The organism is Sporomusa acidovorans, assembly GCF_900101845.1.
GTDB classification, from domain to species: domain Bacteria; phylum Bacillota; class Negativicutes; order Sporomusales; family Sporomusaceae; genus Sporomusa; species Sporomusa acidovorans.
In genome coordinates this window covers 33,674-54,479 of sequence record NZ_FNAM01000035.1, presented here as the reverse complement: position 1 = coordinate 54,479, position 20,806 = coordinate 33,674, and the positions used below count along the sequence as shown (strand labels likewise).

Here is a 20,806-nt window from a genome sequence, read left to right as displayed (position 1 = left end):
ATAGCGGTAATAGGCAGCGTTTCCTTATCCCTGCCTTCAATAAAATAGAATATGCGTATTTATTTTTTCAATTTTACCAATATCTCCATTAATGATATGATAAATATTGAAAGGTCTATGAAGGGTCTAGTGCATACGATTCTACAAAAGCGGATTACCTTAAAAAGAGTCCATTTTAAAATATCTAAATATTATTAAATTTTTTAATAGTAGAATTTATTACTATTCAAAGGAGGACCTGCTATTTCTTATAGATATAATACAGTATACAAAATTTAATATGTTGTGTTATACCCTGGAAAATATAATAGATTTTTATATTTTATAGAAGGTGAGGTGTATCTATTTGAAATTGATTGTTGCAAGTCGTAAGCGTGTGACATTTGTGTAAAAATTTTATTCTAGATGTACTCGCTTTAGATTCATTTAGTAACGTACATGGTGTTCGCGAAGAAGCATAACGAAAGTTGATTGGATGCATTGATCAACAAAAAACATTAAGGGGGATCTTACTATGACTACCAATGCTCAAAAGTACTGTGACGAACTTTATCGCCGAGTGGTTGAACGAAACGCTAATGAACCGGAATTCCACCAAACTGTGCAGGAAGTGCTTAGTTCTTTAGTTCCTGTTCTTGAGAAGAATCCCGAATATATTGAACTCGGAATTGTTGATAGGATTGTAGAACCGGAGCGTCAGTTTATTTTCCGTGTACCTTGGATGGATGACAACGGCAAAGTAAGAGTGAACCGCGGCTTCAGGGTGCAGTTTAATAGCGCGATTGGACCATACAAAGGCGGCTTGCGCTTTCATCCATCGGTGAATCTCGGAATTATTAAATTTCTCGGGTTTGAGCAGACCTTTAAGAATTCGCTAACAAGTTTACCGATGGGCGGCGGCAAAGGCGGTTCCGATTTCGACCCGAAAGGCAAATCTGATGACGAGGTTATGCGGTTCTGCCAGAGCTTCATGACCGAATTGTATCGGTATGTCGGCCCGAATACAGATGTGCCGGCTGGTGATCTTGGCGTTGGCGGCAGGGAGATTGGCTACCTTTTCGGGCAATATAAAAGAATCCGCGGCAGTTATGAAAATGGCGTTTTAACCGGCAAGAGCCTATCCTATGGCGGCAGTCTGGCTCGCCCGGAAGCTACCGGCTTCGGCATTGTTTATTTCTGCCAGGAAATGCTGAAATCCAAAGGAACCTCCTTTGAAGGCAAAACTGTGGCTGTATCCGGGTTTGGCAATGTTGCCTGGGGAACGGTTAGAAAGGTTACGGAACTGGGCGGCAAAGTTGTTACCCTTTCAGGTCCTGACGGCTATATATACGATCCTGACGGCATCAGTGGCGACAAAATCGAATATTTACTTGAACTGAGAGCATCCTGCCGCGACCAGGTAAAAGATTATGCGGATAAATATGGCGTTAAATTCTTCCCGGGTGAAAAACCGTGGGGAGTTAAAGTGGATGTTATTATTCCTTGCGCCACGCAAAATGAAATTCTATTGGAAGATGCCAAAAAAATTGTTGCCAACGGCGTAAAGTTTGTATGTGAGGGCTCCAATATGCCCTGCACTAACGACGCAATTGAATACTTCCTGGAAAATGGCGTATATCTTGGACCATCCAAGGCGGCCAATGCCGGCGGCGTAGCCGTTTCCGGCCTGGAGATGTCTCAAAACAGCATGCGGATCGCCTGGTCGTTTGAGGAAGTTGATGCTAAACTCAAAACGATTATGCTTAATATTTATAAAAACGCCAGTAAGGCGGCTGAAAATTATGGGTTTAAAGACAACCTGGTTGTTGGCGCCAATATAGCTGGGTTTATTAAAGTCGCCGAGGCAATGAAAGCACAAGGCTTGGTGTAAAAGAATCAATGTGTAATTAAACAGTTAAATAAAAAAACAATGGGGTATTCGAAGCTAGGACCGGCTTGAATATCCCCATTGTTTTTTAAAATTTAATTATAGAGGGCGGTATAAACATGAAAAGTATTAAAACAAAACTGATGCTTGCGATCGCCATTATGATGAGTTTAGCATTGACGGTTGTTGCGGGTTTTAGTTATTGGAAATGCAGCGAGCTATTAACAGGACAGACAGAAGATACGCTCAAAATACAGGCCGATGCTATTAGCAAAGAGTGCAGTTTATGGTTGTCTGCGCGGCAAAATGATATGGAAATGCTGGCGAATACCAATGATTTGGTTGCCGGTAATCCGGAAACCATTCTTGCGTATATTACGCAAGAGGATAAGAGACTAAATCTTTATGACGGTATATTTGTTGCTAATAGTAATGGCGATGGATTTTCGTCGCGGGGCTGGAAAGGATCTGTTAAGGAACGGAAATATTTTCAGGACGTTATGAAAACCGAAAAAACTGTTTTTTCGGAAGTACTGTTAAATAAGTCAACCGGCAAATTATCAATTATCGTTACTTCGCCGATAAAAAAAGACGGAAAAGTTATTGGCTTGGTTGGTGCCAATATTCCCTTCAGCATTATTCAGGAGCAGGTTAATCTAACCAAAGTTGGCCAAACCGGCAGTAATTTTATGATGCAAAAAGACGGTTTTATTATTGTCCATCCCAATATGGATTTCGTAATGAACCTCAATCTGCTTGCGGATAAAACAATTTCAGCAGACTTAAAAAACGCTGCTGAAAAAATGGCACAGGGTGAAGCCGGAATTGCCAAGTATAGCTTCAATGGCGTTGAACAGCTCGCGGCCTATGCACCGGTTGCGGGAACAGACTGGGCAATTGCGGCCAATATGGAAATGCGGGAATTGGCCAATCGTCTGAATTCTTTACTGTTAGTGTTCTTCCTGTTAACGTTGTTAAGCCTTATCATTAGTGTCTTTATTACATACAAAATGACGCTGCGCATTGTAAAACCTATTGATGTTATCCGGCAAATAGCAGAAAAGGTTGCCGGCGGCGATTTGCGGTTAGGAAAATTAAATATCATATCACAGGATGAATTGGGTCAGTTAGCTGGGAGCTTTGAAAAAATGACGACAAATATGGTTGCGTTGATTCGTAAAATACAAGCCGGTGCTGAACAAGTAGCAGCTTCTTCCGAAGAACTGACAGCCAACGCCGAACAGTCAGCTCAGGCTGTCAGTCAAGTTGCCGGCGCTATTAGCGATGTAGCCAACGGTGCAGAAGAGCAATTAAAGGCAACAGACAAAACATCGTCTGTGATAGGACAACTGTCAGCCGGCGTCCAACAAGTAGCGGCCAGTTCCAACCAGGTAGCCGAACAATCCGTTCAAGCTGCTGATAAAGCCAAAGAAGGTAGTGCAGCGGTAGAGAAAGCCGTTAGTCAGATGCTTCATATCGAGCAGACTGTCAACAATTCAGCGGCAGTTGTTACGAAGTTAGGCGAAGGATCTAAGGAAATCGGGCAGATTGTCAATGCGATAGCCGGTATAGCCGGGCAAACAAACCTTCTTGCTCTCAACGCGGCGATAGAAGCGGCCAGAGCAGGCGAACAAGGAAAAGGATTTGCCGTTGTGGCGGAAGAAGTCCGCAAGCTTGCCGAACAGTCACAAGCCGCAACCAAGCAAATCGCCGCCCTCATTAATGATATCAAAAAGGACACCGATAAAGCCGTCCTTGCTATGGGCGAAGGTACGCGCGAGGTCAAAGTTGGAACCGAGGTTGTCACTATGGCCGGACACACCTTTAAAGAAATTGCCACACTGGTAACACAAGTAGCGGAACAAGTGAAATCGATTTCCGCTGCTATTCGGCAGATGGCCAATAGTACTCAACAGATTGTGGAAGCAGTGGGCGAAATCGACGATTACAGCAAAACCGCAGTTGGTCAAGCTCAAACCGTGTCGGCAGCGACCGAAGAACAATCGGCGGCTATGGAGGAAATTGCCTCATCCAGCCAAAATCTTGCCAATCTAGCTCAGGATCTTCAGACGGCTGTCAGTCAGTTTAGAGTTTAGTATTTGAATAAGTGCTTGAAGTAGATGAAACCCCGCTTTTTGCCTCACAGCTTAATAGCGGGGTTTGTCAATTTTATTTGATAAACAAATCGCTAACCAATAACAGCCATCACTTCACCGGGTTTAACTCCTTGGCCATTGGCTATATTCATCAATTTAACACAGCCGCTGGCCGGAGAAGTGATTTCATTCTGCATCTTCATGGCTTCAAGAATCAGCAGGACATCACCTTTTTTAACCCTATCACCTTTTTTTACGAGAACTTTAGTAACCTTGCCAGGCATTGGTGCCTTAACCGCAGTATCGCCGGCGGCAATATCCACCGGAGCAGCAGCCGGAGATGGGGCTGCAACAGCAGGAGCAACAGGAACAACAGCCTGACTGCCGGCAACAGCAGCAACAGATTTGATTTCTTCCTGTACCTTGACGTTATAGGTAACACCATTGACAGTAACCCTAAATTTTCTCATTTCTCTTGTTCCCACCTTTTTATCTAACCAGACGATTATTCATATTATTTTGTCGGCCGCTATCAATCCAAACTCTTTGTGTACGGTTAATCCGGAGGGCAAGGATGCCTTGCCGGCTTTTTCCCGGCTTTGCCCTGTCTTCGCCAAGCACAATGCCAATGCCGGCACTAATTGCAGCAACGATTTCCGGCGTAATACCTTGTGTTTCTTTCACGTGCTTCACTGTCCTCTCCTACCAGCAATTTACAATGGAATATTGCCATGTTTCTTTGCCGGCCGCTCTTCGCGTTTGCTGGCCAGCATCGACAGAGCGGTAATAATCCGCGGTCTGGTTTCACTAGGTTCAATAACCTGATCGACAAAACCGCGTTCGGCAGCCTTATAAGGAGTGGCAAATTCCTCTACATACTGAGCGGTTTTTGCCGCCACTTCCGGGTCGCCCCGAAAAATAATATTGGCAGCGCCTGCCGGGCCCATAACGGCAATTTCAGCCGAAGGCCATGCCAACACCTGATCAGCCCCCAGATCCTGCGAGCACATTGCCAAATACGATCCGCCATAGGCTTTTCTTGTAATCAGTGTTATTTTCGGCACTGTCGCCTCGGAGTAGGCGTACAACATCTTGGCCCCATGGCGGATAATACCGCCGTATTCCTGGCCGGTACCGGGCAAAAAGCCAGGTACATCAACAATATTGACCAATGGAATATTAAATGCATCGCAAAACCGGATAAAGCGGGCAGCCTTATCGGAGGCATTAATGTCCAGACAACCGGCCATGACTGCCGGTTGGTTGGCGATAATACCGACTGTCTGACCGTCAAACCGGGCAAAGCAGGTAATAATATTAGCGGCATAGTGGGCATGGACTTCGTAATATTCACCATTGTCCACAATCATTCTAATAACCTGAAGCATATCATAGGGCTGATTTGAATTGTCAGGCACTATGGCATTCAGTCCGGGCTCAATCCGGTCTGGGTCGTCGCCGGTTGCAACAATTGGCGCGTCTTCCAGATTATTGCTGGGTAAAAAGCTTAGAAGACAGCGTACTTTTTGCATGCAATCGTCGTCGTTCTCCGCCGCGAAATGAGCCACACCGGATGTAGCATTATGAGTCATGGCACCGCCTAATTCTTCGGCGGTAACCTCTTCGGCCGTAACCGATTTAATGACTTGCGGACCAGTGATAAACATCTGACTTGTATTTTTAACCATAAATACAAAGTCAGTCAAAGCAGGCGAATAAACTGCTCCGCCGGCACAAGGACCCATAATGACTGATATTTGGGGAATTACACCGGAAGCCTGGGTGTTGCGGTAGAAAATTTTCCCGTAGCCGGACAGTGCGTCCACAGCTTCTTGGATCCGCGCGCCACCGGAGTCATTAAGACCAACCAGCGGCGCCCCCATTTTCAGCGACAAGTCCTGCACTTTAACAATTTTGGCAGCATGCATTTCTCCCAGCGAGCCGCCGATAACGGTAAAGTCCTGCGCGAAAACATAAACCAGCCGTCCGTCGACAGTCCCATAGCCGGTTACCACACCTTCGCCGGGTGCTACTGTAGCCTCCATGCCAAAATTCGTACAGCGATGTTTGACAAATTGATCGAGTTCCACAAATGTGCCAGGATCCAATAGTTTGTCTATCCGTTCACGGGCAGTCAGTTTACCCTTGGCGTGTTGCTTTTCAATCCGTTTTTCTCCGCCGCCAAGTATGATTTTTCCCTGGATTTTTTTTAATTGCGTTATCTTTTCCTGAACTGTAGCCATAACCTACCCCCCTATAAAAACGATATATATAGTAAACTCCCCGGATCAACTTCGTTCCGAAAGTTCAAGTAAGATACCGCCAGTAGCTTTCGGATGAACAAAAGCAATACTTGCACCGCCGGCGCCATAGCGCGGCGACTCGTCGATCAACCGGATTCCTTTTGCTTTAAGTTCCTTTAAGGCATTTTCGATATTGTCAACTCTCAGCGCAATGTGCTGAATTCCCTCACCGTTTTTTTCAATAAACCTGGCAACAGGTCCGTCAGGCGATGTTGATTCTAACAGTTCCACTTCACTGTCCCCGCTGGGAATAAAACAAACCTTTACCTTTTGCTGTTCAATAACTTCTTCACCTTGAACATTCATACCTAGAACATCTGTATAAAACTTCTTGGCGGCGGCCAAATCCTTCACCGCAATGCCAATGTGATCCACTTTGAGCACGTTAAACATCCTGTTTTCTCCTCCGTACCGCTATTTTAAGCATTCTGACAAAATAATGTTGGCAACTGTATAGGGATCTTTTTCACGCCGTTCCATACTGGCTATCATCGATTCAAACCGGCCTGACTGGTTTATCCTGTTAACAATATAACGGCCAACGCTCGCCTCCATAAGGGCCAGCAGTTCATTTTTTGCCCGCAGGCTGCGCCGACGGTGCAGTTCACCGGACTTAGTCAGATACTTAACATGACTGTCAATTGCATCTACAAGTTCTTCGATGCCGTTTCCACTGCTGGCCACCGTTTTTTTGATGGGCGGCTGCCAGGCCAAATTCCCCTGATTAAGGACAAGCATCATTTCAAGCTCGCTGTTAAGGCGTTCGGCGCCCTCACGATCCGCTTTATTAATTACGAAAATATCACCGATTTCCAGAATTCCCGCCTTTATGGCCTGAATGTCGTCACCGAGCCCGGGAACCAAGACAACCACCGTAGTATCGGCAGCCTTTACAATATCAACCTCCGACTGTCCAACGCCTACTGTCTCAATAAAGATAACATCTTTACCAAACGCGTCAAGAACAGCGGCTACATCCGCTGTTTTCCGTGACAAGCCGCCAAGGCTGCCTCTGGTTCCCATACTGCGAATAAATATTTCCTCATCCAGTATTAATTCATTCATGCGGATTCGGTCTCCTAAGATGGCACCGCCGGAAAAAGGACTCGTCGGATCCACAGCAATAATCCCGATTGTTTTTCCCTGCTGCCGCAATCTTTTGGCCAGCTTGTCGGTCAGCGTACTTTTACCTGCTCCCGGCGGGCCGGTTATGCCGATTACCTGTGCCCGGCCGGTTCGCGGATAAAGCCGCCGCATCATACCGGCAGCGTCGTGGCATTCATTTTCAACCATCGTAATCGCCCGGGCGAGAGCACGCTTGGACCCGTTTAACATTTCGTCTACGATGTCCACTGATTTTCCACCACCTCATAATCCGGCTAGCCGTTTAGTAATTTGCCGCAATTTTAGTCTTAATAAATTCCACAATACTGGCGGTGGCTGTACCGGGGGTAAATACCTCGGCAATGCCAGCCTGTTTTAATCCCGGAATATCCGTATCAGGAATTACTCCCCCGCCAATAATCAGTACATCCTCCATCTTCCTGTCCCGCAACAGCTTTACCACTTTAGGAAACAGGGTATTATGGGCGCCTGACAACAGACTCAACGCCACAACATTAACGTCTTCCTGCAGGGCTGCTTCTGCAATTTGCTCCGGGGTTTGGCGAAGGCCGGTATAGATTACTTCGAAACCGGCATCACGCAGTGCCCGGGCTACGACTTTTGCACCGCGGTCATGACCGTCAAGTCCGGGTTTAGCTACTAATACTCTAATTCTTGGTTCCATGATTGTCCTCCTACCTCAAATATCTAAACTGTCTATTTAAAAGAACCTATCACCTACAGAAAGTAAAACATACTATGGTTACATTAAAAATTGATTAATAAAGGTACGTACACTCATATAGCCCATGATAGCAACAACAAGAACACCGGTAACGGTCATCCAGACAGGATGCTTGTATTCACCGACAATCTTTTTATTGTAAGCCCCGACTAATATTGAAGCCAAAGCCAGCGGCAGGATAAACCCATTGATTGTCCCCACGACTACAAGCACTTTAACCGGCTGGCCAACGATAACAAATACAATCGTCGAAAAAATAATAAATCCGATGATGATTTTACTGTAATATTCATCGACTTTTTTGCTAAAAGATTTTAAGAAGGATACCGACGTGTACGCACAGCCAATAACCGAAGTCGTACCGGCTGACCATATTACAATACCGAACAGCTTATAGCCTATGTCGCCTGCCGCGGCTTGGAAGACCGAAGCAGCCGGATTCGCCGGATCGATAAAATGGCCATGTACGATAACACCCAGAGCGCCTAAGAACAGAACCACACGCATAACACCGGTAATTAAAATACCGCTTACGGCGCTGCGCGTTGCCTGCGGAATATATTTTATGCCCTGGATGCCAGCGTCCAAAAGCCGGTGTCCACCGGAAAATGTTATATAGCCGCCTACACTGCCGCCAATGAGGGTGATCAGTGCCATGACATCAATCTGATCAGGCACAAAAGATTTAACGACCGCTTCACCTACCGGCGGCATAGCGGCTACAGCGACAAATACAGCCAGCAGAATCCTGACAATACCAAAGCTGCTTACAAAGCTGTCCATGATTTTGCCTATCTGCTTAAAACAGAAAATAGATAAAGCAATGATACCGCTAATGATGGCGCCGGTTTGAATGGATGTGCCAAACAAAACGTTTAGCCCCAATGATGCGCCGGCGACATTGCCGATGTTGAAACATAAACCGCCCATTACAATTAAAATCGAAATAAAGTAACCTAACCCTGGCAGGACCGTATTGCCAATTTCCTGGCCACGCATACCGGAAGCAACGATAATCCGCCAAACATTGATCTGAACCAAAATATCAATGACTACCGACGCCAAGATTACAAAGCCAAAGCTGGCTCCTGTTTTTTGAGTGAACACGGTGGTTTGCATCAAAAATCCCGGGCCAATTGCCGTGATGGCCATCAAAAAAATAGCGCCGAGATAAGATCCTTTAAATCTATTCTCTATTTTACTCTCCCCCATTGCCGATCACACTCCTCAATTATTTGATTGTAAAATGGTTACAGCTTGCCACATAACTTTTTTGATATAACGTTCCTGTAGGTGATGGTTTGTTATAAGCTTACGTGCGCTTCGTATTCGCCAAATACCTTACGCAGTACACCGCAGATTTCGCCAAGGGTTGCATACGCCTTAACCGCTTCCAGGATAAACGGCATAAGATTGGTTGTTTCATTCTGAGCAGCCGCATCAAGTTTTGCCAGTTTTTCCTTGACAGCCGCATTATCCCGTTTGGCACGCAGTTCAGCCAGCTTTTGTTTTTGCAGTTCACCTACAGAAGCATCAACCCGCAGCAGGCCTTCTACCGGCTTTTCCTCTATCTGGAACTTGTTGACACCAACAATAATCCGCTGCTTGGACTCAACCTCCATTTGCCATTTGTAGGCACTTTCCTGAATCTCTCTTTGAATATAACCTTTTTCAATAGCAACAACAGCCCCGCCGAGTTCATCAATTTTCTCAATATATGCCATGGCTTCTTGTTCAATCTTATCGGTAAGCGCTTCGATAAAGTAAGAGCCCCCTAACGGGTCAACAACATCAGCCAGGCCGCTTTCATAGGCAACAATCTGCTGCGTCCTGAGAGCTACCCGTACCGAATCCTCCGTAGGCAATGCCAAAGCTTCGTCTTGCGAATTTGTGTGTAATGACTGGGTCCCGCCAAGAACTGCCGCCGCGGTTTGCAGAGCAACCCGGACAATGTTGTTAGCCGGCTGCTGGGCTGTAAGCATGGAACCGGCGGTCTGGGTGTGGAACCGCAGCATCATGGATTTGGGTTTGGTCGCCCCAAACCGTTCTTTCATGATTTTGGCCCAGATACGGCGGGAAGCCCGGAACTTGGCCACTTCTTCCAATACGTTGTTATGCGCATTCCAGAAAAAAGACAGTCTGCCTGCGAAATCATCAACATTCAGGCCGGCCTTGATAGCAGCTTCGACATAGGCAATTCCATCCGCAATGGTAAACGCAATTTCCTGGGATGCGGTCGAACCGGCTTCCCGAATGTGATAACCCGAAATAGAAATGGTATTCCAATTGGGGACATTTTTTGAACAATATGCAAAAATGTTGGTAATAAGGCGCATGGACGGTTTGGGAGGAAAGATATACGTACCGCGAGCCGCATATTCTTTGAGAATGTCGTTTTGAATAGTGCCTTTAAGCTGGTCAAGACTTACGCCTTGCTTTTCCGCAACCGCAATGTACATTGCTAGCAGTACGGCAGCCGGAGCATTAATCGTCATGGATGTAGAAACTTTGCCAAGGTCTATGCCGCTAAACAGGAGCTCCATATCGGCCAGCGAGTCAATAGCCACGCCTACTTTGCCTACTTCACCCTCGGCGATTGCGTCATCAGAGTCATAGCCAATCTGCGTAGGCAGGTCAAAGGCACAGGATAACCCGGTGGCTCCTGACTCGATTAGATAACGATAGCGCTTGTTGGATTCTTCGGCCGTGGAAAAGCCGGCATACATTCTCATGGTCCAAAACCGGCCGCGATACATGGTGGGCTGCACGCCGCGGGTATAGGGATAATCACCCGGGAAGCCGAGTTTATGCTCATAATCAAAATTTTTAAGATCAAGTGGACTATAGAGTCTGTTATACGGCAGATTTTTGCGTTCAGGATTTTTTGCCGTTACTTTTTCAACCTTAGCCTCATACGCCGCCTGTTTGACTTTTATCGATTCATCGGACATTTTTCGTTCTCCTTTAACTTACTAATCTGTTGTTACTTTTGACGCGAAGATAAAAATAATTTATGCCGGCAGTTTGCCTAAACTTCACCATAGCAACCCGTTATCTCAGAAAAATAAATGACCGTAACAAGATCTGAACCACTCACTGCTTTTTTTAAGACACGGCCATACCAGACCAGAAACTCATCAACGGTATTTAGTTTTTGGTTTTCCCCTTTTATCTCCCGGCCTGTCAGCAAAGCAATTGGCTTTACCAATACTTTATCAATATAGGCAGTGTAAACTTTTACCTTTTTCATATAAGTGTCACCGACAGTAATATCTACGACTTGTCCCTCTTGATAGCAGTCTGTTTTAACGCCATAACGGATGGTGCAGCCTGAGCTTTGCGCTTGCAAAATACTATAGGACTCGGGTAAAGAAAAATTTATCGCCTGCATTCATCGCACCTCAATGCTTGTCCCTTCCTGTCAAACTTACGCTTCTTGCTATAAGGTCATGATGCAATCAATCCCAAGCGGCCGCATGGATCGATTACACCATGACCGGGCACATTATTTAACGCTGAATGGTCTAACTGCAATTCCGTCCTGAACTAGTCTTGTTCTAATTGCCTTGATCATATCAACAGCTCCCGGCGTGTCGCCATGCACGCATATGGTTTGTGGTTTTAACGCCACGTCAAATCCATCGATCGATTGTACTTTTCCGTTCTTAATTATGGCGAGTACCCTGTCGGCCACCGCCTGAGGATCCTGAATAACCGCTCCCGGCTCCCGCCTTGGTACCAGTGTGCCGTCTTTCGTGTAAGCTCTATCCGCAAATGCCTCTTCCACATAGTTAACCCCCACAGCTTGAGCCCCTTGCACCATCATCGAACCGCAGGAACAAACCATGTAAAGATTGGGATCAATGCTTTTTATGGCTTTGGCAATGGCAGCCGCTACCTTACTATCCTTTTCCGCCATATTATAAAGAGCCCCATGGGGTTTAACATGCTGCAGGGTAAGGCCTTCGGTTTTACAAATACCCATTAAGGCGCCAATCTGATAAACGACATCCGCGTAAATCTCCTCATGCGATGCCGCCATAGCCCGTCTGCCGAACCCTACCAAATCAGGAAAAGAAGGGTGCGCCCCAATCGCCAGGTTATACTTTTTTGCCTTTTTTATTGTCTTAACAATATTATTGGGATCTGATGCGTGAAAACCACACGCAACATTAATTGAAGTTACATAAGGCATGGCTGTCTCATCATGGCCAAGAGTATAAATTCCAAAACTTTCTCCCATATCACAATTCAAGTCGATATTCATGCTAACAACCTCCTACTCTTTTTCAGGACTGATTCGTTTGTTTTAAAACACCGACAGGTCTTCATCGCGAATGTCGCAGATGAACATATATCCCGGAGCGTGAGTAATCATCAAATCAGGTTTTACCCGCATTGCCACTGCCTGGGGAGTAACGCCGCAAGCCCAAAACACCGGCACTTCCCCTTGCTTGATCGTAACTGCATCGCCGAAATCCGGTTTATTAATATCTTTAATGCCGATTCTTTCCGGAGACCCAATATGGACGGGGGCACCATGAACCGCGGGGAAACGTGATGTTACCTGAACAGCACGTACGACTAATTCTGCAGGAATCGGGCGCATACTGACAACCATAGGGCCGGAAAAAATCCCCGCCGGTTTACATTCCATATTCGTAATATACATGGGAACATTGCAGTTCTCTTCAATATGCCGCACAGGTATGCCATTTTTCAGCATAGGTGTTTCAAAAGTAAAGCTGCATCCCAGCAAAAAGGCCACTAAATCGTTGCTCCAATACTTCTCTAAATCAAGCACTTCATCGCATAGCACACCTTGTTTATATACCCGGTACTTGGGTATATCGTAACGTAAGTCTGCTCCCGGTGCGATCAGCCTGGGTTTCGGCGACCCCACCTCAGTTACGTCAAGTATCGGACAAGGCTTGGGATTACGTTGAGCAAACAATAAGAAATCATAGGCCAATTCCCTGGGCAGAATAGCTAAATTAGCCTGCGTATAACCTTGCGCTATACCGGCGGTTGGTTTTACTAACTGCTTTTTCCGGATCAAGCTCCTCACATCCTGGGAATTCATACAGCCTAAACTCTCCATGTCTTACAGCTCCTCTCCTTTATTACACAATCCTATCTCGTTCAAGTGCGAGCCTTAATCGCACTCTTCCACTTGGACGGTATACCCCTGATTGCCGATGGTAATGGTAAACTGACGGACCGTTTCAGAAACCCGCTTGCCCGGCTGAATACTTTGGGCAATATCAGCATACGCTTGCTGCTCTGCTTGTAAAGCCTGTATTGCTTCCTCTTCCGAGCATAGCCTGAAGCAGACTTCGTCACCCGGCTTGGCTTGTGCAAGTTTAGATAAATCCGGCCCGATCACTGTGCCGATTTTAGCGTAGCCGCCGGTGGTTTGCCGGTCGGCCATCATGATAATCGGCATCCCATGCGCCGGTACTTGAATCGCGCCAAAAGGCAATGCGTCCGATACAATATCGGCTTTATCCTTATGGGTAATCTTCGGACCTACCAGCCGGTACCCCATACGGTCCGCCTCATCCGTAATGACATACCCGTTCTTTAGCAGAGTCGCTACTGCTTCCGCCGTAAACATATCATCCTGCGGCCCCAGAAGAATGCGTAATGTCAAACTTTGTTCATACTGGGGAATATAGTGAGCCTCCAGGCTTCCCGCCTGAGCTTCGGTTTCTGTTTCCTTGCCGACATTCAGCACATCGCCCTGACTAAGAGCCCGTCCTTCCAAGCCGCCAACCTTGGCACGCGTATAGGTTGAGCGGCTCCCCAGCACACTGGGTACGTCAATGCCGCCGCGAACAGCCAGATAGGCTCTGCAGCCTGTCACAGCATATTCCAGCTTAAGTTCGCTGCCTTTTTGTACAACAAAGGCAGACCAATTTTTTACACTTACACCATCCAGTTTGGCCTGCATATCGGCGCCGCATAGAGCAACCAGCTGACTCTCGTCAAATTTGAAGGAAGCGCCAAGTATCGTCATTTCAATAGCAGCAGCATTTGTGTTATTGCCAACTAAAAGATTGGCAACCCGGTATGCATAGCGATCCATGGCTCCCGCCACCGGCATACCGTATGCTTGATAGCCCCAACGGCCGCCATCCTGAATGGTTGTAAAAAATCCCGGATTTGTTGTTGTAAACATCTTCTCACCCCCTCTATAATTCTGAAATTTCAGGAAGATACTGGCCTGCATCCACCTGCTGGCGAATATCGGTATATTCTTTTAGTGAAATTGGCTCAAACTGCAAATAATCACCGGCAGCAAACAGAAATGGATTGGCCGCAGCCGGGTCAAAGGCTTTTACGGGGGTACGGCCAATTAACCGCCAGCCTCCCGGGCTTTCAATAGGATAAAAACCGGTTTGACTGCCGGCGATACCAACAGATCCGGCCGGAATCTTTACTCTGGGTTTTTCCAGACGCGGCGTCGCTATCTGGGGTGACATACCGCCAAGATAGGGAAAGCCAGGTGTAAACCCAAGCATATAAACCAAATAAGGAGTAGACGTATGAATACGAACAACCTCTTCCGCAGAAATCCCGTTATACTCGGCTACAAATTCCAAGTCAGGAGCAAACTTTTCCTGGTAGCAAACAGGAATGTGGACAATCTTGGCCTTTTCCGCTTTCTCCGCTGACGGTAATTCGCAATTTTCAGACATCAGCAAAGTTTCAACCTGCGCAATCAAATCTTTTCGCTTCATAATAATTGGGTCAAAATAAACAAGCAATGACCGGTAGGTTGGCACAATTTCCAGAATTGCCTTATTGGCTCTGTTACTTAATTTTTTTGTCAAATTATGAACCTTACGATTGACCGTTTTATCAATACCCTTGCCAAACTCTACGACCAGCCCCTGCTCGCCCGCATAGAACAACTCCACACCATTCATTTCTTCACCAGCTTCCGTTTATAAGTATCTAAGTTTTTGTATCGCACGCCAAGCTTATCTATACAACTGGACTATGTCAGGAAACGCACAAGGATTTCCTACCTTGTGCGTTTTTCATTTTATTTTATCGAAGCAATTCCCAGTTCCAATGCCTGTTTGTTTTTTTGTTCCGTTCCTTTGGGAACGCGTGCCAGCACAGCTTGTTCCAAGGCGGCAAGACTTACGGCCTTGGTAATCTTGGCAACTATTCCCAACGCAATAATATTGGCAAATAAATCTCGTCCCAGTTGTTCCTTGGCCAGCCGCGTAATAGGTACTGCATGCACCTTTTGGAAGCGCTCAGGCACTTCCTTAACAAAGGTGCTGTCCACTACGAGAACGCCATCCGCTTTAAGGTCACCGCTATATTTATCAAGTGCTTCTTGCGTCATTGCCAGCAGAAAATCCGGGTTCTCCACTTTGGGATAATAAATTGCCGAATCACTGATAATTACTTCCGATTTGCTGGAGCCGCCACGCGCTTCCGGGCCGTAAGACTGTGACTGAACCGCTTCCTTACCGTCACCGATAGCAGCTTCTGCCAAAATAATGCCGGCCAGAATCAGCCCCTGTCCGCCGGAGCCGCTTAATCGAAATTCTCTCATTTATTTTTCACTCCCCATCGCCCGCTGAATTACCTTCTGGTACTCAGTCACATATTCCGGACCTTCGCCCTGATATAATACGCCAATAGGGAATTTCCCCTCAAGCTGGGTTGGATCCATTTTAGCTTTAGCTTCTATCATAAAAGCATGATCCCGCTGCCATTTCATCATATTAGCCGGGCCGCCCATTTTGTTCTGGCGTCCAAAAGAGATCGGGCATGCAGAAATGGCTTCCACAAGAGCAAAGCCCTTATGACTGATGGCCTGGGCGATAAGGTTGGCAAGCAGGTTGGCATGATACGTTGTTGCCCTGGCAATAAAAGTGGCGCCAGCCCCTTTGGCAAGTTCAAATAAATCAAACGGCCGGTCAACATTGCCATAAGGAGCCGTAGTTGCCATGCTCATATGCGGTGTCAACGGCGAATACTGGCCGCCTGTCATCCCGTAAATGCTGTTATTATAAACAACAACCGTAAGGTTAATATTGCGGCGTGCGGCATGAATAAAATGATTGCCGCCAATCGCGGTGGCATCGCCGTCTCCGGTAAGTACGATTACATTATGATCAGGCTTAGTCAGCTTGATGCCGGTAGCAAACGGAATGGCCCGTCCATGGGCTGTATGCACAGTATCAAAATTCAGATAACCTGACGCCCGTGACGAACAACCAATACCGGATATAATTGCCGTCTTATCCTGATCAAGCTGTAACTTATCAATTGCTCTGACAACACTTGCCGTAACAATCCCGTTTCCACACCCCGGACACCAGATATGCGGCAAATTTTGCCGAAAATATTTTGCTAATAATTTTTCCATACTGCTCCCCCCTTAGCGGCTTGCCTGAATAGCTGCAAGCATCTCCGCCGGCGTAATCGGTTCGTTATTCCATTTCGCCAGTGAAATTACATTTGTTTCACCGTTTACAATCCGGCGAACCTCACTTACATATTGGCCATGATTCATTTCAGCCACAATGATCGTACTGACATTGGCCGCCAGTCTTGAAAGTTGTTTTTCCGGCGCAGGCCAAATCGTAATCGGGCGGAATAAACCGGCCTTAATCCCCTGTGACCGCGCATTTTCGACGGCAGCATACGCACTGCGGGCAGTCCCGCCAAAAGCAACCACCGCTATTTCCGCCCCGTCCAGTTTAAAATTCTCGTATTTCACAATATCGTCAAGGTGGTTTGTAATTTTGGTGTGAAGCCGGTCAATGACTTCGTTAGTAACAGCATTGCTGCCGGTGGGAAATCCGGTGTAATCATGAACTAGTCCGGTTGTATGAAAACGATAGCCGTCGCCATATGCCGGCATTGGCGGAACACCATCCTCATCCGGTTTGTATGGTAAGAACTCACTGGGCGGCAGAGTCGGTTTCTTGCGATTAAAAATAACTTGTTGATTAACGTCCGGCATGATAAATTTTTCGCGCATATGGCCAATTACTTCATCCAATAAGAGAACAACAGGCGTACGGTATTTTTCAGCCAGATTAAAAGCATCAATTGTAAGCGTAAAAGTTTCCGGAACACTCGACGGACTAAGTGCAATTACTCCCCTGTCGCCATGCGAGCCCCAGCGAGCCTGCATAACATCTCCCTGCGCAGGCGAGGTCGGCTGACCGGTACTTGGGCCGGTACGCTGCACATTTACAATCACACAAGGTACTTCCGCTATCGAAGCATAGCCGATAAGCTCCTGTTTGAGTGAGAAACCCGGTCCACTTGTGGCTGTCAGTGATTTTGTTCCGGCTATCGAACTGCCGATTACAGCGGCAATACCGGCAATCTCGTCTTCCATTTGAATAAAAGTCCCACCGACCTGGGGAAGTCTTTTGGCAAGCATTTCAGCGATCTCTGTCGAAGGGGTTATGGGATAGCCTGCGAAAAACCGTGCGCCCGCAACAATAGCCCCTTCGGCACAAGCCTGGTTGCCTTGCATTAATACTGCTTTAGACATTGGATTGATACCTCCTAAATTACCCTTTTCTGACAAAGATGGCATAGTCCGGACAACGCAGCTCACATTGGCCGCAACTTACGCATTCCTCTTCTTGAGCGACATTGACTTTGCCCATTTCATTTAATTCAAGAACTTTTTTAGGACAAAACTCTATACAAATGCCACATCCTTTACAATGGGCAACGATTGTTTTTATCTTCATTACCTCACCTCCCCCTATATAAAATCAAATTATCCATTTAGCATATTTGTATATTGTATGATGTATTATGTGTTCATGAAAATAAAGAACACTATACCCATATTCCTCTAGGGCCTTTTCGTTCTTTAAAAAGCCGTAATCTCCGGGGAATAAGAACCCGCTTCAACCTTGCTGAAGATTTCGAAAAATTCGTCTACAGATATGGGCTTAAATTGCAAGTAGTCGCCGGCGGCAAACAAAAAGGGATTCGGGTTGCCCGGATAAAATGCCCGTAAGGGTGTACGCCCGATTAAACGCCATTCGCCGGAACTTTCCACTGTGTAAAAACCGGTCTGTCGGCCGGCAATTCCTACCGAGCCGGTTGGAATTTTATTTCTGCCTTGTTTCAGCCGGGGAACCACAAGTCTCTCATCAAGGCCGCCCAAATAGGGAAACCCCGGCGTAAATCCCAACATGTAGACCAAATATTTTCTTGATGTATGAATACGAATGACTTCTTCTATGGATAATTTTGTCCGGCGAACAACATAATCAATGTCCGGACCAAAAACGCCACCATAACATACGGGAACTTGGATTACCCTGCGCGGAATCTCTTGCATTTCCCCATTGCCTATTTGGGTTAAAAAGCGTTGAATCCCCAGGGTCAGTTCACCGCGAGCAATCTGCAACGGATCGAAATAAATGATAACCGACCGGTATGTCGGCACAACTTCGACGATTCCGCTCACTGCCCAACTGTTTAAAACTTCAACCAACTGCTGAACGAGCCGGTTAATTGCAGTCGTGATTTCATTACCAAAGTCAATTACGATTCCTTGTTCGCCTGCAACCAGTATTCTTACATTTTTGATATAATCGTCCATAAAATACTCCTTTGTGATTCAGAGTATCAAACTGCCGCTATCAAAACTTTGATAACATTCAGAAATTTAACGATATTCGGGATCATTCCATTTTTTATGATGTGCTTGTAACATTGTAACACGCTAGACATCTTTCGACATTTATAATATCATTAATAGATGTAGTCGTAAAATTGAAAGATTAAATACTCCTATTCGATTTTATTGAAGGAGTGATTTATGGTGGAAATTCGCCAACTAAAGACCTTTATTAATATTGTAAAATTGGGAAACTTTTCCCATGCCGCCCAATTCTCAGGCTATACGCAATCCACGGTGACCACTCATATTCAGTTGCTTGAAAAAGAGCTAAACACACTCTTATTTGAACGGTTCGGCCAACAAATTACGTTAACGGAAGATGGTCAGCGTCTTTATGACTATGCCGAGAAAATTATTAAACTCGAAGATGACGCCAAGAACGCCCTGAATAAATCGAATATACCCAGTGGACCGCTCATTATTGGCATGCCCGAATCATTGTGTGTATTCCGAATGACCCCGATACTAAAAGAATACAGTTCACTTTATCCGGACGTGGAATTAAAGATCAAATACGGCACCAGTAATGATTTTCGTATTCTATTACGCAAAAAAGTAATGGATCTTGCCTTATTTCTGGAACCTTCAATTAATGATTCGGACTTAATCAGCACGGCTCTTTGGCCGGAATCAATTGTTTTAGTGACTTCCCCCGCGCATGAGCTTGCCAAACTCGATGAGTTAGATCCCAAAATGTTAAATGATCAAACGCTGGTTTCGGTTGAATCGGATAGCAATTATCGCATTCTTTTGGAAAAGACACTCCAGCGGGAAAATATACACCTGAAAACCATCCTTGAAGTTGGACAAATACAGGCAATCAAACAACTCATTATGCAAAATACAGGGATTACATTATTGCCATTAATTTCGGTAGCCAACGAACTTGAGTCAGGAGAATTGGTACTGTTACCCTGGAAGGGACCTGAAATTGAGGTTACTGCCTTTTTAGTTCATCATAAAGACAGATGGGTCAACCACGCCATGAAAGCTTTTATTAAACTACTTCAGGAAAGGCTGGTAAATATCCGGTCATGACATTAGACACGGCTTTGGCCTACAAATAGAAAATTTCAGTTTTCATCTAGGCATAGTCTTGATGTGACATAAGAAAGTATATTCACTATTTAACAAAAAGGCTAGGGCAGTTTACTGAACTGCCCTAGCCTTTTTGTCAAAATCAGTTAATCGCATCTAAATGATTGTTTCTCGCGGTCTCAATCATCGGCATATCCGAGATTTTAGCCAATCCCCCCGCATGTTTAAGCTTCCTAAATTCAGCCATCCATACAGCCCCCCACTATTTCTCTGTATAGATTATTTACCTTCATTCGTTGCTTTCATCCACTCCGTTAACTCCATTCTTAATTTGTGCAGCGTGTGTTCTAAAAGCCCCAATTGCAGGTAATGATCGGTAAATTCCTCCAGTTCCTCATTACTGAAATCTTTACGACCTGACTTATAAAAAACCAACTGAGTCATTCTGACCAAAGCCTTTTCGGCCAAACCTAGTTCATTCATGCATAACAATAATTTCTTACGCATTCCTTTTCCCCTTACCAAGCAGTTTGACCACTAAAATTACTAGTTAAAGCCATTATAGTTTACCATATGCATTTAATTTTCCGATTCTTGGAGAAAAATGAATTTCTCCCGACCGTTTCTTAATTAATTAGGATTCAACCGGATTCGACTTTGAATGATGGTGACCTCCTCCATCAATCAAACTAAGCAGCCATGCAGCTATAGCATCATTTGTTAAACCATTACCCAAAATTAAACCTGTCCTCAGAATATCAAGTTCTGCTACACAAGGTTTACTCCACTTTTTTCGTGACATGAATACAGCTCCTTTCTAGTAAAACAGATTGTTTACGATTCCATTTTATAATTTTCAACTAAATCTATGGTACTTACCCAACAAAATTCCATTAGGCAGTCTATATTGGTATATTAATATGTAACAACGCTTTTACATATGCAATCTAAATAACGCTAGCG

23 protein-coding genes are annotated in these 20,806 nt (G+C 45.6%); 3 read left to right on the top strand and 20 right to left on the bottom strand.

Features of this window, described 5'->3' with window-relative positions; translation table 11 throughout:
• The first annotated feature begins 514 nt into the window (after window positions 1-514).
• Both gdhA and BLR65_RS20390 read left to right on the top strand, forming a co-directional pair.
• Window positions 515-1,870, top strand: coding sequence for an NADP-specific glutamate dehydrogenase (gene gdhA, locus BLR65_RS20395; protein WP_093796023.1), 1,356 nt, complete (start codon window positions 515-517; stop codon window positions 1,868-1,870).
• A 116-nt stretch (window positions 1,871-1,986) separates the two neighbouring features.
• Window positions 1,987-3,963: a methyl-accepting chemotaxis protein gene (locus tag BLR65_RS20390; protein WP_245692947.1), complete on the top strand. Its 1,977-nt coding sequence runs from the start codon at window positions 1,987-1,989 to the stop codon at window positions 3,961-3,963.
• Between the two features lie 92 nt (window positions 3,964-4,055).
• Here BLR65_RS20390 and BLR65_RS20385 read toward each other — a convergent pair whose 3' ends face one another.
• From BLR65_RS20385 to pxpB (BLR65_RS20300), 18 genes are all read right to left on the bottom strand, one after another.
• Window positions 4,056-4,433, bottom strand: a complete 378-nt coding sequence (locus BLR65_RS20385; RefSeq protein ID WP_093796022.1) for a biotin/lipoyl-containing protein — start codon at window positions 4,431-4,433, stop codon at window positions 4,056-4,058.
• Between the two features lie 19 nt (window positions 4,434-4,452).
• Window positions 4,453-4,656 (bottom strand): hypothetical protein, encoded by a 204-nt coding sequence (locus tag BLR65_RS20380; RefSeq protein WP_093796021.1) that lies wholly within the window; start codon window positions 4,654-4,656, stop codon window positions 4,453-4,455.
• A gap of 20 nt (window positions 4,657-4,676) precedes the next feature.
• Complete coding sequence (gene mmdA, locus BLR65_RS20375) at window positions 4,677-6,206, bottom strand: methylmalonyl-CoA decarboxylase subunit alpha (protein ID WP_093796020.1); 1,530 nt, start codon at window positions 6,204-6,206, stop codon at window positions 4,677-4,679.
• Between the two features lie 45 nt (window positions 6,207-6,251).
• Window positions 6,252-6,659, bottom strand: a complete 408-nt coding sequence (mce, locus tag BLR65_RS20370) for a methylmalonyl-CoA epimerase (RefSeq protein ID WP_093796019.1) — start codon at window positions 6,657-6,659, stop codon at window positions 6,252-6,254.
• 21 nt (window positions 6,660-6,680) lie between these two features.
• Window positions 6,681-7,619: a methylmalonyl Co-A mutase-associated GTPase MeaB gene (meaB, locus tag BLR65_RS20365; protein WP_093796018.1), complete on the bottom strand. Its 939-nt coding sequence runs from the start codon at window positions 7,617-7,619 to the stop codon at window positions 6,681-6,683.
• A 34-nt stretch (window positions 7,620-7,653) separates the two neighbouring features.
• Window positions 7,654-8,055, bottom strand: a complete 402-nt coding sequence (locus BLR65_RS20360; RefSeq protein WP_211285198.1) for a cobalamin B12-binding domain-containing protein — start codon at window positions 8,053-8,055, stop codon at window positions 7,654-7,656.
• 78 nt (window positions 8,056-8,133) lie between these two features.
• A complete protein-coding gene (locus BLR65_RS20355) occupies window positions 8,134-9,327 on the bottom strand; it encodes an NRAMP family divalent metal transporter (RefSeq protein ID WP_093796016.1) in 1,194 nt (397 codons plus the stop codon).
• A 92-nt stretch (window positions 9,328-9,419) separates the two neighbouring features.
• Window positions 9,420-11,066, bottom strand: coding sequence for an acyl-CoA mutase large subunit family protein (locus BLR65_RS20350; protein ID WP_093796015.1), 1,647 nt, complete (start codon window positions 11,064-11,066; stop codon window positions 9,420-9,422).
• Between the two features lie 77 nt (window positions 11,067-11,143).
• Window positions 11,144-11,506 (bottom strand): hypothetical protein, encoded by a 363-nt coding sequence (locus tag BLR65_RS20345; protein WP_093796014.1) that lies wholly within the window; start codon window positions 11,504-11,506, stop codon window positions 11,144-11,146.
• A 114-nt stretch (window positions 11,507-11,620) separates the two neighbouring features.
• Window positions 11,621-12,382, bottom strand: a complete 762-nt coding sequence (locus tag BLR65_RS20340; protein WP_093796013.1) for a LamB/YcsF family protein — start codon at window positions 12,380-12,382, stop codon at window positions 11,621-11,623.
• A 42-nt stretch (window positions 12,383-12,424) separates the two neighbouring features.
• Window positions 12,425-13,216 carry a putative hydro-lyase gene (locus BLR65_RS20335; RefSeq protein ID WP_093796012.1) on the bottom strand — a complete coding sequence of 264 codons (792 nt, stop codon included), beginning with the start codon at window positions 13,214-13,216 and terminating at the stop codon, window positions 12,425-12,427.
• 54 nt (window positions 13,217-13,270) lie between these two features.
• Window positions 13,271-14,296 (bottom strand): 5-oxoprolinase subunit C family protein, encoded by a 1,026-nt coding sequence (locus tag BLR65_RS20330; protein ID WP_093796011.1) that lies wholly within the window; start codon window positions 14,294-14,296, stop codon window positions 13,271-13,273.
• A gap of 13 nt (window positions 14,297-14,309) precedes the next feature.
• A complete protein-coding gene (gene pxpB, locus BLR65_RS20325) occupies window positions 14,310-15,047 on the bottom strand; it encodes a 5-oxoprolinase subunit PxpB (protein ID WP_093796010.1) in 738 nt (245 codons plus the stop codon).
• Between the two features lie 119 nt (window positions 15,048-15,166).
• Window positions 15,167-15,691 carry a 2-oxoacid:acceptor oxidoreductase family protein gene (locus BLR65_RS20320; RefSeq protein ID WP_093796009.1) on the bottom strand — a complete coding sequence of 175 codons (525 nt, stop codon included), beginning with the start codon at window positions 15,689-15,691 and terminating at the stop codon, window positions 15,167-15,169.
• A complete protein-coding gene (locus tag BLR65_RS20315; protein WP_093796008.1) occupies window positions 15,692-16,510 on the bottom strand; it encodes a 2-oxoacid:ferredoxin oxidoreductase subunit beta in 819 nt (272 codons plus the stop codon).
• A 12-nt stretch (window positions 16,511-16,522) separates the two neighbouring features.
• The gene (locus tag BLR65_RS20310; protein WP_093796007.1) at window positions 16,523-17,653 is read right to left on the bottom strand and encodes a 2-oxoacid:acceptor oxidoreductase subunit alpha; all 1,131 of its coding nucleotides are present in this window, start codon (window positions 17,651-17,653) and stop codon (window positions 16,523-16,525) included.
• 19 nt (window positions 17,654-17,672) lie between these two features.
• Window positions 17,673-17,858 carry a 4Fe-4S dicluster domain-containing protein gene (locus BLR65_RS20305; protein WP_093796006.1) on the bottom strand — a complete coding sequence of 62 codons (186 nt, stop codon included), beginning with the start codon at window positions 17,856-17,858 and terminating at the stop codon, window positions 17,673-17,675.
• Between the two features lie 125 nt (window positions 17,859-17,983).
• Window positions 17,984-18,724 (bottom strand): 5-oxoprolinase subunit PxpB, encoded by a 741-nt coding sequence (gene pxpB, locus BLR65_RS20300; RefSeq protein WP_093796005.1) that lies wholly within the window; start codon window positions 18,722-18,724, stop codon window positions 17,984-17,986.
• Window positions 18,725-18,943: 219 nt separating this feature from the next.
• On the opposite strand from pxpB (BLR65_RS20300), the gene BLR65_RS20295 reads away from it, so the two are divergent.
• Entirely contained in the window at window positions 18,944-19,843 is a 900-nt protein-coding gene (locus BLR65_RS20295) for a LysR family transcriptional regulator (RefSeq protein ID WP_245692946.1), read from the top strand.
• Between the two features lie 279 nt (window positions 19,844-20,122).
• Here BLR65_RS20295 and BLR65_RS20290 read toward each other — a convergent pair whose 3' ends face one another.
• Together BLR65_RS20290 and BLR65_RS29940 are read right to left on the bottom strand one after the other, a co-directional pair.
• Entirely contained in the window at window positions 20,123-20,350 is a 228-nt protein-coding gene (locus tag BLR65_RS20290) for a hypothetical protein (protein ID WP_093796004.1), read from the bottom strand.
• 127 nt (window positions 20,351-20,477) lie between these two features.
• Window positions 20,478-20,645 carry a hypothetical protein gene (locus tag BLR65_RS29940; protein WP_169716953.1) on the bottom strand — a complete coding sequence of 56 codons (168 nt, stop codon included), beginning with the start codon at window positions 20,643-20,645 and terminating at the stop codon, window positions 20,478-20,480.
• Window positions 20,646-20,806 lie beyond the last annotated feature (161 nt).